Here is a 14,233-nt window from a genome sequence, read left to right as displayed (position 1 = left end):
CTACCGAATTCTGCTGCGCGATGAATAGGAGATCGAGAATACGGAACGTGTTACGCAGAAAGTAATTTATTATCCATGGAACAACTTTAGAAGCTGAATTTATTGAAGTACTTAGGTAAAGATTACCCAATTCTGGGTATTTTTTTTGGTTGAGTCGAATTTTATACTTATAAGTATGAGACTGCGACACAAAGCCACAGGGGCTAATGTCCTCGATGCCAGCCAGTTGCCGAATACGAGGGATACCTCCGTTAGGCTGATTCGCGTTAACAGCAACTGTCATCAATCACTTGTTACGACGGGGGTGGGTGAACAAGGTGATTTCTATCGAGAGTGAACTCAAACAAGTATCGAAAAAACTCGAACTTCTCCGAAGAGAACTTGAGCGAGTGGCCAGCAGTTTCGAATTGGTGCATCAAGATGTTGTCGCCATTTCACAGTCGTTGGATAAGCTGATTATTCGTTACATGGAATTAAAAAAACAAGAGGAATATATCAAAAAGCATACTTGAATCATGAGGCACAGAAGATACCTTCTGTGCCTCATGTGTTTCTATTTGGATTTCAAGTGTAGGGGGAATAAGGATCACGCCCTCTGTTTTACTGGCGACATAAGATTCAGGCAGGGGAATTGAATACAAAGAGTTGACTTTACGCAACGTCAATCTATTAATCTTGGGGAAAGTAGCATTTAGGATAGGGGGATTATAAAATGGCTGATCATCACACCGTAATGGAGTCTGGAAGATGTATGGAGTGTGGAGCTAAGGAGATCGATGGGTTTTCCTGCTATGAATTATTCGGTTTTCCCCTTGTGTGGGAACATCGTGATCCAGCGTTATATGCTTTGCATTTTTGGCTTGTTTCATGTTATATGCTGCAGCATCCTTCCAACTATACAGAGGAAGGTTACCGATTGCTGGTTGATTTATTTACGAATGCTTATGATCATGATTGGGATACCGCCTATATACTCAAGAAAAATCGAGAGAGAGTAACCAAGGTAGCTAAAATAACAAACCCTCTTCCGCATAACGAAAGAAATCGCAAATCTAAATTTTGGTCAATGACCATAGAAGATATCTATTTAGGCGGTGAAACAAATGCCATCGCAAATATTATCAAGTGGAAAGAGCAAATACGATGTGAATTAAAATAAGAAGATTTATTAAGGCAAGAAGTAAAAAAATGACCTCCGACATTCGGAGGTCATCTTCTGTTCATGGAGCGTCTTCATGAATCCATGACCAGCACACGAAGGGAGGTGCGGCGGAGGATTCGCGAAGCCAGCCAGCAGCCGCTGACGGCGATAGCAAGCGCGATCAGCGTCAGCCCAATGACCAGCGGCCATTCCATGATGAGCGGCAGCTTGACAATCCCATAGGTAGAGAGCAGACCGCGCAGCACGGCCGGCAATGCGTAGACGCCGCAAGCGATGCCAGCCAGCGCACCGAGCGCAGCCAGTCCGGCAATGCCGCTTGTCAAGGCACGACGAATGTCGGTAGCGGTCAGGCCGAGCGAGGCATAAATGCCATATGTTTTCGTTTCCTTACGAATATGCAGCCGGCAAGTTGTATAAACAATAAGAGAAGTGACAGCCATGAACAGAAGGGCCAGCATACTCATCGGAATGAGCAAAACCGCCGCAGCTTCTTTGAATACGGAATCGAGCAGCACTTCCTGCTTCAGCGCTTGAATGGAAGGGCTGTAACGTTCGTTCAACTGCTGCACAAACGCATCGCTGTCCGCATTGTCCTTAAGTTGAATAAACCCGGCGTCCGGATTCAAGTGCTCGACAAGATCTGATGTGACCCTGGCGACGTTCGACATATTGGAAATGGACTGAAAGGTGCCGGTGATCAGCAATGGATGCGGTTCTCCTTCAATGTAGATCGTGACTATGTCGCCGATGCCTTTTTGCAATTTACGGGCAATATTGATCCCGATGGAAATTTCATTAGGGAGTACGGGATTACGGCCTGCAAGCGAGGCAAATCCGATCTCGTTCATGCTGCCTTCCACGACCGTCAAAGGGAGGCTGAATGTCTGTTGAGGATTGTCATCCTCTTCGGCCATGGCGATGACGCCGGTGGATGATCCGGACCAGTTCAGACTGTGAACCCGAGGGTCGCTTTGGATATAAGATTGCATTTCCGCCCGATCTATACCTTCCGCATGGATAACCATAATCGCGATATCCGCATCGTCATAACCCCACTGAGCCGACGTTTCACTGATTCGATAGACGCTGGTTACCAGCATGGCGCCAAAGACGAGCACAGCCACCGTGATGCTCATCAACAGAAAGATTAGCGCTGCGCTTTTTTTGTTGCCGCTCACATGCTTCCAGCCGATGACCGTGGGTACGGACCATCGATCCAGCAGTCTTTTGCGAGCACCATGCCGATGGATACGACTATGTGAAGACTCCGACATGCCATAACGGATCGCTTGAATGGGCTCGATATGGCGTGTCTTGGAAGCATAAACAAGGACGCATAGAAGGATGATGAGCAGCAGGCCGCAGCCAGTCCAGATCGCAACGTCTGCCGCTTGAACGGGAACAGGAGCTGTGTCGGATTTGAGGAAAGACAGGGAATTCCGGATGATGACATCTGAAAGGAAGCGGCTTGCAATCAGTGCCGGGACCAAGGCGACAATCGTCATTAAACCGTACTGCAGCAGGTAGGTGCCGATGATGCGTTCGGAGGTCATGCCAATCGATTTGAGAATGCCGATCGTGCGGTAATTGGCAAGGATTGTGTCCGTGATCGTAAAGCCGATCGTGAGCAAGGCGACGAGGATCATGACCAGTCCGAGGAAACTCATCACAAAGCCGATCACCTTGTTCATGATGAAATAAAAGGCCGACAATTCGGCAAACGAAACGCGTTCCTCTAAAAACGGCGACCCGAGCGCCTGCTCAAAGCGCTGCCAGTATTCCTCGCTTTGTTCAGGATACGAATAGCGAAGCGACAACATGTATTGCTCCTGAGTGGACAAGCTACCCATGGTTGACCGATAGTCGGCTTCGTTCATCCAGATGCGGGCAGTGGTCGAGAAAGGACCGCCATGGGATATGTCAATGACAATCGCACCGATCGTGAATTGTGCCGGTGCAGACCCTGAGGTGAACACCAATTCATCGCCGATATGCATGTTGTATTTGTAGGCAAGCGAGGTGGGTATCCAGATTTCGCCGACTTCCGGAACCGTCAGATGCTCAGGGCCTGTACCGGGAAGAGGATTGTTGACCCCATGCGGCATCGGCGGGGTATTGATCATATACAGATAAAGATTGGGCAATTCTTTCCCGTTAAAGACCAGTCCGGTCCATGGCTTGTAAGGGATTAAGCTGGACGCGTTTACGCCTTCTTGGCTGGACCACCAGTCGGCTACCAACTGTTCGTCATGCAGCCCACGGGTCATATTTATGACTTCGTGCGCACCATGAGCAGCCGCATGGCGATCATTGAATACATTCTCCGTATTCATCAAGACCGTGAATGCGGTGCTGACGAGTAGAGCGGATAGGGCAATAAGCAATGCGATCAGCGTGTTTTGCATTTTTCTTTTGCGTAGGTTGCCCCAGCAGAGTGTCAATATGGCTCGCATCCCAGACTACCTCCTCCCGGTGACATAAGCGAAGATCATCGCTTCCCGCTCGGAGGCCTGTTCCGGACTATAGGGTCCCATATCCAGCGTGCCACCGATCTTGCCGTCGCTAATGTAGATAAGGCGATTGCCCCGGCAGGCTGCCTTCATGTCGTGGGTGACCATGACAATCGATTGACCGTCCGCATGCATCCGGCTCAATATATCAAGCACCGTAACGCCTTGTTCGTAGTTCAGACTGCCGGTAGGTTCATCAGCAAAAATGATGTCCGGGTTATTGATGAGCGCCCTGGCGATTGCCGCCCGCTGCTGCTGCCCTCCGGATACTTGGGAAGGCAACCGGCTGCTCTGTTTATCGAGGGAGAGATTGACCATCAAGTCATTTGCCCGTTGCCGTACTTGTTCCTTATCCTGATTTGCGATATATCCAGGGAGGGCAATGTTATCGAACAGCGACAGATCGGGTACAAGGTTGCTGTTTTGATAGATAAAACCGATCCGATTCGCCCGAAAGCGTGCAAGCTCCTTGGCTGAAAATTGATCAAAGCGCTGTCCCTGCAGACAGACTTCTCCGGTTGTCACTTCATCAAGTCCGCTAAGCAAGTACAGCAAGGTGGACTTTCCCGACCCCGAGTCGCCCATGATGACCGTGAAATCTCCTGCGTAAATCGAAAGATCGACATTCCGAATGGCATGGTACTGCTCCTTGCCAGTGGTGTATGTTTTACATAAATTTGCAGCTTGCAGCATAATGGTTTTGCTTGAAGGCATATTCTGATCTCCTCTCTTATCTTCCCATGCCACCAAATTATAGAGAACGATTCTTGCACATTTGTTATTAAATTATAAATAAATTATGACAGGGGTCAGCTGAGGGGCAGAGTCAAGTAGAAAGTCGTTCCCTGCTGCTGTTGGCTGTGAAAAGAGATCGTGCCGCCATGCGCTTCCATAATATACTTGCATATCGACAACCCAAGTCCGACCCCGTGGCGCTCGGTCGGTTGGCTGGCCGTTCGTTGTGAAACGCTGCCTTGGTAGTACCGATCAAAAATAAAAGGCATATCCTGCGGGGAAATTCCGCTCCCTGTATCGGAGACGATGATCTGCAGGCAGGATGTTTCCGAGTGTTCTTCAACAGCGAGGCGAATCGTACCCCCGGGCTCCGTATGCTTCAGTGCGTTCGTGACGAGATTGGACAGAACTTGCTCGATCCGTATGGCATCGATAACGACAAGCACGTTGGGAATAGCAGAGGGTTCTTGGCAGCGTACGCCCATCGTACGGATATAATGGGCCATCGCCCGCAAGATCGGCTCCAGCGTTGGAGCGCTGTATTGCTCAATCGGATGTACGGCAATCTGCTCCAGATCACGCAGGGCGTGCAGCAGCAAATCGTCTACAAGCACGGTCATCTTGCTCGTATTCGCATGCACCACCTCAAGGTATGCCATCACACTCGGCAGATCCGGGCATATGCCTTCCCGAATTGCATCGATATAGGCTTTGATCGTTGCCAGCGGAGTTTTTAAGTCATGAGACAGATTGGAAATCAGCTCTTTGTGCGACTGGCTGTGCGCGGCTTGCTGCATATGCAAATTACGAATCTCTTCACGCATGAGATCAAATACGGCATAGAGCTCCCCGACCTCGTTATCGCTGGTCCATTCGGCACGCTGCTCGTAGTTGCCTTTCAATATGGCTTCGGCATAAGGCTTGAGCCCGGCGACAGGCTCAACCCAATCATGCTGCACCCGGCGTCCGATGGAGAAGAATAAATAAAGCAGCGTCAATAGGGCCAGAGATAGCAGCGCCCATGGCACATATAGCGGCAAGTCTGAGGAGGGGAAGGCTGCGGCTACGACAGATGCAGGCACAGCAAACTGAGCGTAGCCCACAAAGCTTTTGCTGCCGGCGTCCAGCAGCGGAAAAGCGAGATGATAATAAGACGGCTCGCTGTCAGAAATACGCAGCGTGTAGTCGAGTTCAAAGCGGGGATGAATATGGCGCACGGATGAATCATCGCTGTCATAGATCATCGTTCCGTCAGGAAATACAACCTTGAGGCCGATCCCTGTCTCTTGACTCCAGCTGGTTAATTGCCCCCGAATCGGAGCATCGGCCAGCAGCAAGTCGGCATGCTCATTCTCCAGGTTATGGACAACCGTATTCGTCAGCACGCGAATAGGGTTGACAATGGATGACGAATCGGGCTGGTTTGAGGGCCAAACGAGCCAAACGACGGATAGCAAAATAACCATGATAGATAGGCAGGCTGCCCAGAGCCTTCTTGTTTGCCACGATTTCCAGTACATGGGGGCTACACCGTCTCATCGGGGTTGAATTTATAACCGACGCCCCAAACCGTTTTGATATAGGAGGAGTTGATCTCGGCCCGCTCCAGCTTCTCGCGGAGCCGCCGAATGTAGACCGTGATGGTATTATCCTCGACATAAGCTGAATACCCCCAGACTTGATCCAGCAGCTGCGACTTGGTAAACACTTGATTCGGGTTAGACGCCAGGAAGTAAAGCAGATCAAATTCTTTGGCGGATAACGAAATTTCCTGCTGTCCGACCATGACCCTGCGGGCATTTTTATCAATCGAAAGGGTGCCGAATTGCACTCGCTGCTGTAGGGCTGACGGGAATTTCGGGTCTGCAATTCTGCGCAAATGTGCCTGAACGCGGGCGACCAGTTCACTGAGCGAGAAAGGCTTGGTCATATAATCATCGGCGCCGAAACCAAGGGCAAGCACTTTGTCCGTATCGCTGCTGCGGGCGCTTAAAATAAGAATGGGCGCAGCCGTCAACGTGCGGAGCTTGCGGCATACTTCAATTCCGTCAGCATCAGGCAATGTCAGATCGAGAATGATAAAATCCGGCTGCCGGTTGCGGACTTCCTGCAATCCGTCGCCGGCATTTTCCGTGATGAATGTGCTGAATCCCTGAACACGCAAATAGTCGTTCACGATGCGAGAGATATCCTGCTCATCTTCAATGATCAGTACTGTTTTAGGAGAATTCATGAAATAGTCGCCCCTGTTCCGCATGCTTAAATAGTGAGTCCATTATAGCATGGGCCGGAATGAAGCATAGGGAAAATAAGGGGAACCTTACCAATTGAAAGGCTTGGTGTGAAGTGAAGTCATATCAAGAACACGGTTACCTAAACTGTGGAGCACGCAGCGAGAGGGTGGTTTTATTGGAATCTGAAACGAGCAACAGCTATCGGGATGTTCCCGATAGCTGTTTTCATAGTTTCGGACATCAGTCTGCCGATTTCGTTATTTTGTCCATGTACCGATCTTATAAGCTCCGTCTGATAGACGTTCCGTATTAGCAAAATCAACCCCAGGTTGGTTTGTAGACGGATCAAGAATAGCGATTGCCAGCTCATAAGTTCCGTTTGCCAGCGAGTTGGTGGAGATAGAGCCTGAGACCGTATGCAAGCCGGTTCTCCAGGTTGTTACGTCTGCGGTTGTCGTTTGACGCGCCACGATGTTCCCGCCGCTGCGCAGCTGGATTTCAACAGGCCAGTTGAACGGGAAGTGCTGAACCCCCTTATTTTCCACAGCGATGGATACATCAAGCGTGCTTCCGCTATCTTGCGGATATGAAACCTTCTTCACGACAAAGTGATAGCCCATTCGTTTCTTCAGTGTATCCATATTGCCCTGCAAAGGATTGCCCAGCGCTAAGGAAGCCGGAGCATTCGGTCCCAGCCAGCTCGGTTTGCTGAGCTCGGTCTGCCGCAGCGTCTCATTGAAGCCGCTGCCAGTTGTAAGTGCAGCATTCATGCCATAGGCACCGCCGTAAAATTCACCGCCAGATACGCGCGTGTTCCAGAAGTTGGCATGGTTTGGCTGCTGCTGGCCGATATCATCCCAATAACCGTTCTGTGTGCCGGTATACCATCCCCATTCGGAATCGAAGCTCGGCTGATCGCCGAACATATCATTATACATTCCAAGAACCAGACCCTTGTTATTATTCTTGGCCAATTCCACGCTTCGTCTGATCAAGAGCTGCGTATGATCCTCCTGATCGGCAAATGCATCGATATAATGCTGAATGTACTGATTGGATATTTCGTTCGGAGGGAATGCGCCCGTATAGTTGCTTTCCCCGTTCGGTCCGATGTAAGGCCAGGTGTGGAATTCCGCCCAATGGCCAAGCGAACCGATTTGTACAAAAGCAATCGGGCTGTCAGCCGTGTCGTAATGCTCCGCAATCGCCTCAATGGCAAGCTTATGTCTGGCGATCAGATACTCGGAACTGTAATTGGGGGAGAAGCCCGTGTTCTTGCCGGCTCCCATGCCTCCGGTTGCATCCTGGTAGGCCTTGCCTGGAGATTGTCCCAGACTCACCATGTCATGATAGAGCCAGTCAGGAATGTCCCGGTGAGGCACACCGGAAGGACTGTCCAGAATAATGCGAAGGACTACCTTAACTCCGCGGCTTTGCCAATAGTCGAAATGGTTGGACGCTTCAATCGAATTGAAATCATAGTTGCCCTTGGTTGGCTCTAACTCCTTCCAGGTGACACCGGCATACACGAGACGGTGGTCCTGAGGGTAATGGGTAGATTTCGCTGAAGGTGCCCAGCCCTTAAACGGGTTATTAAGCGGATCATCCAGCTCGCTTGGGTAAAATTCGATCCGTTCTTCTCCGGGATTACCTGCATTAAGCGTATAAACGGGAAGGGACTGGTTCAGCGCTGGCAGTCGGTTTATATCCGAATTGTTATCCAGATATCCGATGTTCACACTGCTGCCTGTTGCAAGTCCAAGCGTAGCGAGAGGGAGTGCAGCTTCAATGGTCGATGGGGTACGTACATATTGAGAAGAAGGAAGAGTCGAAGACAAATCCCAATTCCAGATGCTTCCATTTCCTGCATAGCGATATAGCGATTGATTCTCGAGGAGCCATTCAATACCGGACGCACCCCATCCGAAGGCTTGATATCCGGTCGAAGTTTTCCCATCCGTATTCAGCCAGAAGCTCCCCATGGTGGTGCTAAGGCCGGCGCCTTCCACAAGCAGATACAGATTGCTGTCATCGTGGGCAGCCTTTAGGACGCCAGCGGTTCCCGAATTCGTGGAAATAACCGGAATCCCTTCCCAGTCGCCCGGGTTACCATCGATAACGATGGAGGCTGCTTCCGCAGTCGAAATAAAGAGGGGAGAAGGGAATAAGGCAATAAGAATGGCCGTCATCGTAAAAACAGTAAGCGTCAACTTCATTTTGATACCCCATGCTTTCATGTCAAACCTCCTCACAAAATGATGGATGTCATAAAGCCTGCAAGTCCAAACTTCTTTATTAACGTAGAAATCATTCTACCGAATCTGAAGCTTTCACCCCCTTTCCAATTGAAGTTCCCGCATCCACCATGAAAAAAAGAGCACCGTGTCGGGGTGCTTCTTGTGCAGTGGGTCTATGGGGCAAAGAACATATTCATCTCGTCTTTGTTGCAGTCATTAAGTAGAACTTCGTACGACCAAACGGGTAGGCAAAATCACTTTCTTAGGCAGCAGTTGATTTCCGTTTATTCGGTCGATCAGGTTGTCGACGGCAACCATGCCGATTTCTTTTGTCGGTACGTCGATCGTTGATAGGGGGGGATTGGAATATTTGGATACCTCAATATTGGATAAGCCTATGACGGCTACTTCATCAGGAACGGAAACGCCGTTGTTATACAAGCCGTTGAGGGCGGCCATAGCCATTAGATCGCTGCCTGCAAAGAAGGCGGTCGGGCAATTTTTGGTTTTGCATAAATGATTCACTTTTTCAATGCAGACCGCTTCATCCCACATGCAATCAATAACCCAATCGGGATTCACCGACATTCCGGCAGCATGCATGCTGGCGTAGTAGCCTCGATAACGGCGGCTGTCTTTCAAGTTATTCGTTAATCCGCTTCCCCCGATATATCCAATCCGGGTGTGACCTTTGTCAATGAGATGGTTGACGGCCATCGAAGCGACATTGTAATGATCATAGCCCACATTATCGATATCCCCGCGTTCGGTATCAATCCCCACGATATAAGGAACCTGCTTGCGTATATACTCATAGGTTTCGCCGTTCAAGGATTCCATAAGAATCAGGCCGGTAATCGGTTCGCTGAATGTATGGAATAAAATCTTGCTGTCATTCAGTTCAATTCCAGTCCGAATAAAGGAAATGCTATATCCCGCGCTCAGCAATCGCTCTTCCACGCCGGATAAAATCGACATGAAATAAGGGTCGTTGTATTTATCCTTTGTAACGCTTAATACACACCCGATTTTGATGTGCGACTTGCTGTCGGAATGTTCCGTGGTTACAACTTTCCGCTTGGGACTTGAAGTGATTTTATAGTTGAGCTGCGTAACAGCCTGCCACACCCGCTCCCGGGTTTCGTCCGTAATTTTATATTTCGTATCATTGTTTAACACTCTGGATACGGTGGCGGTAGATACATTTGCTAATTTAGCAACATCCCGAATGGTACTCATAAATAAACACATTCTCCTTTTTAGTTACGAATAGTCACCATTTAGAGTTTATAGGAATGTTACATGGTAAACAATGATGGACTTGATAAATGTCTTGTTGCGTTATTTGTTGCGTAGTATCGTTACGTTATTCAAGTGTATCTATATTCATGATTAAAATCAATCATAACATGTTTCTGCCGTGCTGTGTTACTACAAATTTTAAAAAAAACCAAAATTATTATTGCAAGGATACGCAGGGATGATATAACATGAAATCACGAAATGTTACAAGTATTACGTCGATTTGTTACGTTATATTAACGTAACAAAATAGGAGAGTTTGTTTAGCAGGCGGCGGGGGGCGGATTAAAACATGAACAAAGCAGTAACGGTTTACCCCATGATGTTAGAAGACATCCTAAACAACCCGGGCATAGGTTTTACGGCAGCACCAGGGTTAATGGGAGACCTGGGTCGGATCTGCGACAATCGAGGGGAAGAGCACAAGAAATATAAGTTCACGGAAGACAGCAGAACGTACAATCATCCCGACAGCAAAGTGTATTTCTGCAGCGTGCGCTGGCGGGACCTGGAAGTTCGCCAAGGAGAGTACAGGTGGGAAGTTCTTGAGGAGAGGCTGGACTACGCCAAATCGATAGGCTGTACGGCCGTGGTTCGCTGTTCCCCATACGCGTTAAGCGAAGAGGATGATATACCCGCCTGGTATCGTGCGGAACATCCGGAGGAGCCGGACTTTCCGTTCTGGAGAGTAGATCCTGAGACAACACCCTATGTGTTGTATTGGTCTGACTTTATCAAAGCGTTTGCCGCACGGTTTGACGGACATCCGGTCATAAGCTCGGTTGATTTGACGATTGTAGGGGCCTGGGGAGAAGGCGGCGGAACGGAGTTTTTAAAGCCGGAGGCCATTAAACGCATTACAGATGCCTACCTGGATGGGTTTAAAATAACCCCTCTCCAAGCATTGCTGCATGATACCTTGTCGATCAGCATCATGAAGGAGCGCAAAGCCAAAGTGGGCTTTCGCGTCGATTGCTTGGGTGATATGGGCGGCTTTCATGGAAATGAGTGGTCACATATGACGGATTTCTATCCCCAGAATATTCAGAATTTCAAGATGGGCGATGCCTGGGAGAAGGCTCCGGTTCTATTTGAAGCATGCTGGCACATGAATGATTGGTATCTTCAGGGCTGGGATATGGATTATATCATTCAAGAAACGCTGAAGTGGCATATTTCATCCTTTAACAATAAAGGAACGGTAGTCCCCGAACCGTGGAAAGAGAAGGTCAAGGCTTGGCTGAACAAGATGGGATACCGCTTTGAATTGAGAAAGCTCACGTACGATTCGTTGGTGAAGGCAGGCGGTCAGCTAAAAATCAGTGCATTGTGGGCTAATGTAGGAGTAGCGCCGATTTATAATCCTTATCCGCTGGTTGTGAGGCTTACTGGCCAAGATCAAACCTATACGCTGCGCAGCAGAGAGGATATTAGGGAGTGGCTGCCGGACGAAGATATTGTGTGGGAAGAGGGTTTCGGTTTACCCGGTAATATGTCCGAAGGCGAATATGATTTGGAGATTGGCATCGAAACCGGGGTTAAGGAAATCGGGAATATCCAGCTGGCCATCGAGGGGAACAAGGACGGTTATTACCCGATGGGCAAGTTAACAGTTGAACGGGGGAGACAAGGAAATGGAGAGTCTGTTGAAGTTTAACGAGTGTATCGCAATCTGCAACTTTGATTACCTGCCAGAAGGGTTGGAAGCTAAATATGATCGATATAAACCGGATGGCAAGCCCCATCTCATCCCGCGGGAGTTCTTGTCCGGAATCTTTGAGCAGTATCAAATTCCTGAACCTACCCGCCAATGGCTCGTTCAGGGGGTTGAGGCGATAGAAAAGGATGACGTACTATTTCATTTTACCCAATTTTTAGTAGAGGATATGTGCACTTTGCGCAATCGCTGTGATGAGACCCATTATACGAATATGACGCCAGGTTGCATGGCGCAATATGGAGAATTATACTCCTTTCTTTTGCTGCTGGCCTGCGTTGTTCCTTCCATGAACATGCTGGAGGCGCGTTCCATACCTAAAGCTTACTACGAGCAGATCCCTCAACAGCCCCTGAAGCTTCAATTGGAAAAACTGGTGCAGCACGGCGATGCCAAGGTTCATGATTTTCCATGGGTGATGAATTTTTATACCTGCTCCATCTTTCTGTTAGACCGGTTTTATTTTATCCCCTACCGATTTGAGGATCCTTTCACCATGTTCCGTCATGTGAACACGCAGGAGGTTATTGCCCTTCGGCACGCAGGCGAAGAATTTCGCAGCGATGGACAACGGAACGGAATCAATGATGTATATGATCTTCAAGGAAACTTCACCTCAGAATGGCACGAGAATGCCGAGTTTGTCATCGCTAATCGGATAAATCCCATGGGATTCGTTGAAAGAGAAACGACGCCGATCCTGAAGAAGGAATGGGAGCCGGTACTTCAAACAGGGGATACGCTGTTAGCGCTCCACATTCCATCCGGCCCCGGGTACACGCCGGACAGGTTGAAGAATTCCATGGAGATGGCTGCCGCATTCTATGACCAGTACTTTCCGGAGTTACCCATCAAAGGCTTCTGGAGCTCAAGCTGGCTTTATGATACCAGGTTGTCGCTTATCCTGGATCATGAAAGAAGCAATATTGTCCTCGTTCAACGACAATTCTATAATTATCCGACCATGGAAGGGGACGGCATGCTGCGTTATGAAGCCTTTGGGGACAGGAAGGCAGACCCGGTCCGAAACCCAGGCGAATATACAACCTCCCTGCAAAAAGCAGCTGCGGCGTATATGGAGACGGGAGCCCGTTTTAACACATTAAGCATGATTGTATTGCGGGAGGATATCGACAAGATTGGCAGCCGGCCGTACATAACCGATGCAGACATCGAGCAATTCCATCGCACCGTTGACAGCCATTTGCAAGGGAGAGAAGAGGATGGGGAAATACTCGCTTGAAAATTACGAGAAGTATAAAACCGTAAAAATCCGACCGCAGCCCTTATTGAATCGGGAGTTTGATGGAAGCCAGGGTCCATTCGAATACGTCTCCTTTTTCTGGAGAGCGCTTGAGCCGGTTCGAGGTGAATACAGGCTTGAAGCGATCAAAGAAGCACTGCGTACGGCCCATAATCCCATTCTTGTCCTGGTACCGGAATTGCCGATCTGGGTTCAGGGTTATGAACCTGATTGTTTTGCGGCCTTGGTCCGAAAAGTCGGGAGTTATATCGACTCCGACAGACGCTTAACAGCCGTTCTGATATCAACCTTAGCTGACAGTAAGGAAGAATGGAACGCTTATGTGGAATCGTTTGAGAAGCAGACGCTGCTAGCCGAACTGCAGAATGACAGATTGATTCAACATGTAAGAGACCGCGGCCGCGGATTTGGCCTGCTGGTGAAGTGCGGTGAGGAGAATTGGATCGAATGCTGTGAGGCTTTTGCCATACATAGGCTGCAGAAGGTATGGAAGCGTTACCAGGTGGTCCTTGATGTGACCGATAACGTTTGCGGTCCTCATACCAGACGCGAGGCATATCGCTGGCACGCCGCCCTCTCCAATCTGAATATAGGACTTGGATATCATCTAACTTTACGCAGACTGACGTATCCGGAAACGGTATATAGTCGTGGAAGCTTGCCGCTGCGTTTCTGGTTTGTCAACGAGGGCAGCTCGAGAATATACCGGGATTTTCAGTTATGGGTGCAGTTACAGCAGGGGGAGGTTTCCTATGAATATCCCCTGCACGCCGCCACGCATTCCTGGTTAACCGGGGACCTTGTCCATAATGAGATGGTCCCCTTGAAGGATATGTTACCGGGAGAATATACGCTGAGTATAGCACTCTTTTTCGAAGACCGGTCGTATATCCCCCTGCATATACAGAACCCGCAGCAGGATGGATATTATGAGGCAGGCATGATCCAAGTCGAAATATCCGATGAGGATCCGCTTAGGAATATTTGGGATGACTATGATCCGGAAGGATATTACCCCTTGGAAGATCCCGTGATTCCGGAACAGGAATAGATGTTTCGAACAAGATGGTTA

At 49.0% G+C, this 14,233-nt stretch carries 11 protein-coding genes; 5 read left to right on the top strand and 6 right to left on the bottom strand.

The window, feature by feature from the left end:
- Positions 1–308: 308 nt before the first annotated feature.
- Both BJP58_RS11830 and BJP58_RS11825 read left to right on the top strand, forming a co-directional pair.
- The gene (locus BJP58_RS11830; protein ID WP_194544081.1) at positions 309–512 is read left to right on the top strand and encodes a Spo0E family sporulation regulatory protein-aspartic acid phosphatase; all 204 of its coding nucleotides are present in this window, start codon (positions 309–311) and stop codon (positions 510–512) included.
- Positions 513–712: 200 nt separating this feature from the next.
- On the top strand, positions 713–1,159 hold the full coding sequence (locus tag BJP58_RS11825; protein WP_194544080.1) for a DUF5946 family protein: 447 nt from the start codon (positions 713–715) through the stop codon (positions 1,157–1,159).
- Between the two features lie 74 nt (positions 1,160–1,233).
- On the opposite strand, the gene BJP58_RS11820 is transcribed toward BJP58_RS11825, so the two are convergent.
- From BJP58_RS11820 to BJP58_RS11795, 6 genes are all read right to left on the bottom strand, one after another.
- Positions 1,234–3,615: an ABC transporter permease gene (locus BJP58_RS11820; protein WP_194544079.1), complete on the bottom strand. Its 2,382-nt coding sequence runs from the start codon at positions 3,613–3,615 to the stop codon at positions 1,234–1,236.
- 6 nt (positions 3,616–3,621) lie between these two features.
- Positions 3,622–4,386: an ABC transporter ATP-binding protein gene (locus tag BJP58_RS11815; protein WP_194544078.1), complete on the bottom strand. Its 765-nt coding sequence runs from the start codon at positions 4,384–4,386 to the stop codon at positions 3,622–3,624.
- A gap of 95 nt (positions 4,387–4,481) precedes the next feature.
- The gene (locus tag BJP58_RS11810) at positions 4,482–5,873 is read right to left on the bottom strand and encodes a HAMP domain-containing sensor histidine kinase (RefSeq protein ID WP_233355049.1); all 1,392 of its coding nucleotides are present in this window, start codon (positions 5,871–5,873) and stop codon (positions 4,482–4,484) included.
- A gap of 59 nt (positions 5,874–5,932) precedes the next feature.
- A complete protein-coding gene (locus tag BJP58_RS11805; RefSeq protein ID WP_194544076.1) occupies positions 5,933–6,640 on the bottom strand; it encodes a response regulator transcription factor in 708 nt (235 codons plus the stop codon).
- Positions 6,641–6,898: 258 nt separating this feature from the next.
- Positions 6,899–8,878 (bottom strand): DUF4832 domain-containing protein, encoded by a 1,980-nt coding sequence (locus BJP58_RS11800; protein WP_194544075.1) that lies wholly within the window; start codon positions 8,876–8,878, stop codon positions 6,899–6,901.
- A gap of 216 nt (positions 8,879–9,094) precedes the next feature.
- Positions 9,095–10,117 carry a LacI family DNA-binding transcriptional regulator gene (locus BJP58_RS11795; protein WP_194544074.1) on the bottom strand — a complete coding sequence of 341 codons (1,023 nt, stop codon included), beginning with the start codon at positions 10,115–10,117 and terminating at the stop codon, positions 9,095–9,097.
- A 355-nt stretch (positions 10,118–10,472) separates the two neighbouring features.
- Between BJP58_RS11795 and BJP58_RS11790 the strand changes: the two genes are divergently transcribed.
- From BJP58_RS11790 to BJP58_RS11780, 3 genes are read left to right on the top strand one after another with little or no spacing between them, the layout of a single operon-like run.
- Positions 10,473–11,837, top strand: a complete 1,365-nt coding sequence (locus BJP58_RS11790; RefSeq protein WP_194544073.1) for a DUF4832 domain-containing protein — start codon at positions 10,473–10,475, stop codon at positions 11,835–11,837.
- A complete protein-coding gene (locus BJP58_RS11785; protein ID WP_194544072.1) occupies positions 11,815–13,140 on the top strand; it encodes an acyltransferase domain-containing protein in 1,326 nt (441 codons plus the stop codon). Before BJP58_RS11790 ends, BJP58_RS11785 begins: the two co-directional genes overlap by 23 nt.
- Positions 13,121–14,212, top strand: a complete 1,092-nt coding sequence (locus tag BJP58_RS11780; protein ID WP_194544071.1) for a DUF4832 domain-containing protein — start codon at positions 13,121–13,123, stop codon at positions 14,210–14,212. Before BJP58_RS11785 ends, BJP58_RS11780 begins: the two co-directional genes overlap by 20 nt.
- The last annotated feature ends 21 nt before the right edge of the window (positions 14,213–14,233 follow it).

Source organism: Paenibacillus sp. JZ16 (assembly GCF_015326965.1).
Lineage (GTDB): Bacteria > Bacillota > Bacilli > Paenibacillales > Paenibacillaceae > Paenibacillus_AQ.
Note: the sequence above shows the minus strand (reverse complement) of the source record. Positions and strands in the feature narration are given on the sequence as shown.

Bases quoted from the DNA above. Each gene is read 5' to 3' on its own strand.
- BJP58_RS11790 (WP_194544073.1), top strand. From the start codon at position 10,473: ATGAACAAAGCAGTAACGGTTTACCCCATGATGTTAGAAGACATCCTA.
- BJP58_RS11810 (WP_233355049.1), bottom strand. From the start codon at position 5,873: ATGGTTATTTTGCTATCCGTCGTTTGGCTCGTTTGGCCCTCAAACCAG.
- BJP58_RS11785 (WP_194544072.1), top strand. From the start codon at position 11,815: ATGGAGAGTCTGTTGAAGTTTAACGAGTGTATCGCAATCTGCAACTTT.
- BJP58_RS11825 (WP_194544080.1), top strand. From the start codon at position 713: ATGGCTGATCATCACACCGTAATGGAGTCTGGAAGATGTATGGAGTGT.
- BJP58_RS11780 (WP_194544071.1), top strand. From the start codon at position 13,121: ATGGGGAAATACTCGCTTGAAAATTACGAGAAGTATAAAACCGTAAAA.
- BJP58_RS11820 (WP_194544079.1), bottom strand. From the start codon at position 3,615: ATGCGAGCCATATTGACACTCTGCTGGGGCAACCTACGCAAAAGAAAA.
- BJP58_RS11795 (WP_194544074.1), bottom strand. From the start codon at position 10,117: ATGAGTACCATTCGGGATGTTGCTAAATTAGCAAATGTATCTACCGCC.
- BJP58_RS11815 (WP_194544078.1), bottom strand. From the start codon at position 4,386: ATGCCTTCAAGCAAAACCATTATGCTGCAAGCTGCAAATTTATGTAAA.
- BJP58_RS11800 (WP_194544075.1), bottom strand. From the start codon at position 8,878: ATGAAAGCATGGGGTATCAAAATGAAGTTGACGCTTACTGTTTTTACG.
- BJP58_RS11805 (WP_194544076.1), bottom strand. From the start codon at position 6,640: ATGAATTCTCCTAAAACAGTACTGATCATTGAAGATGAGCAGGATATC.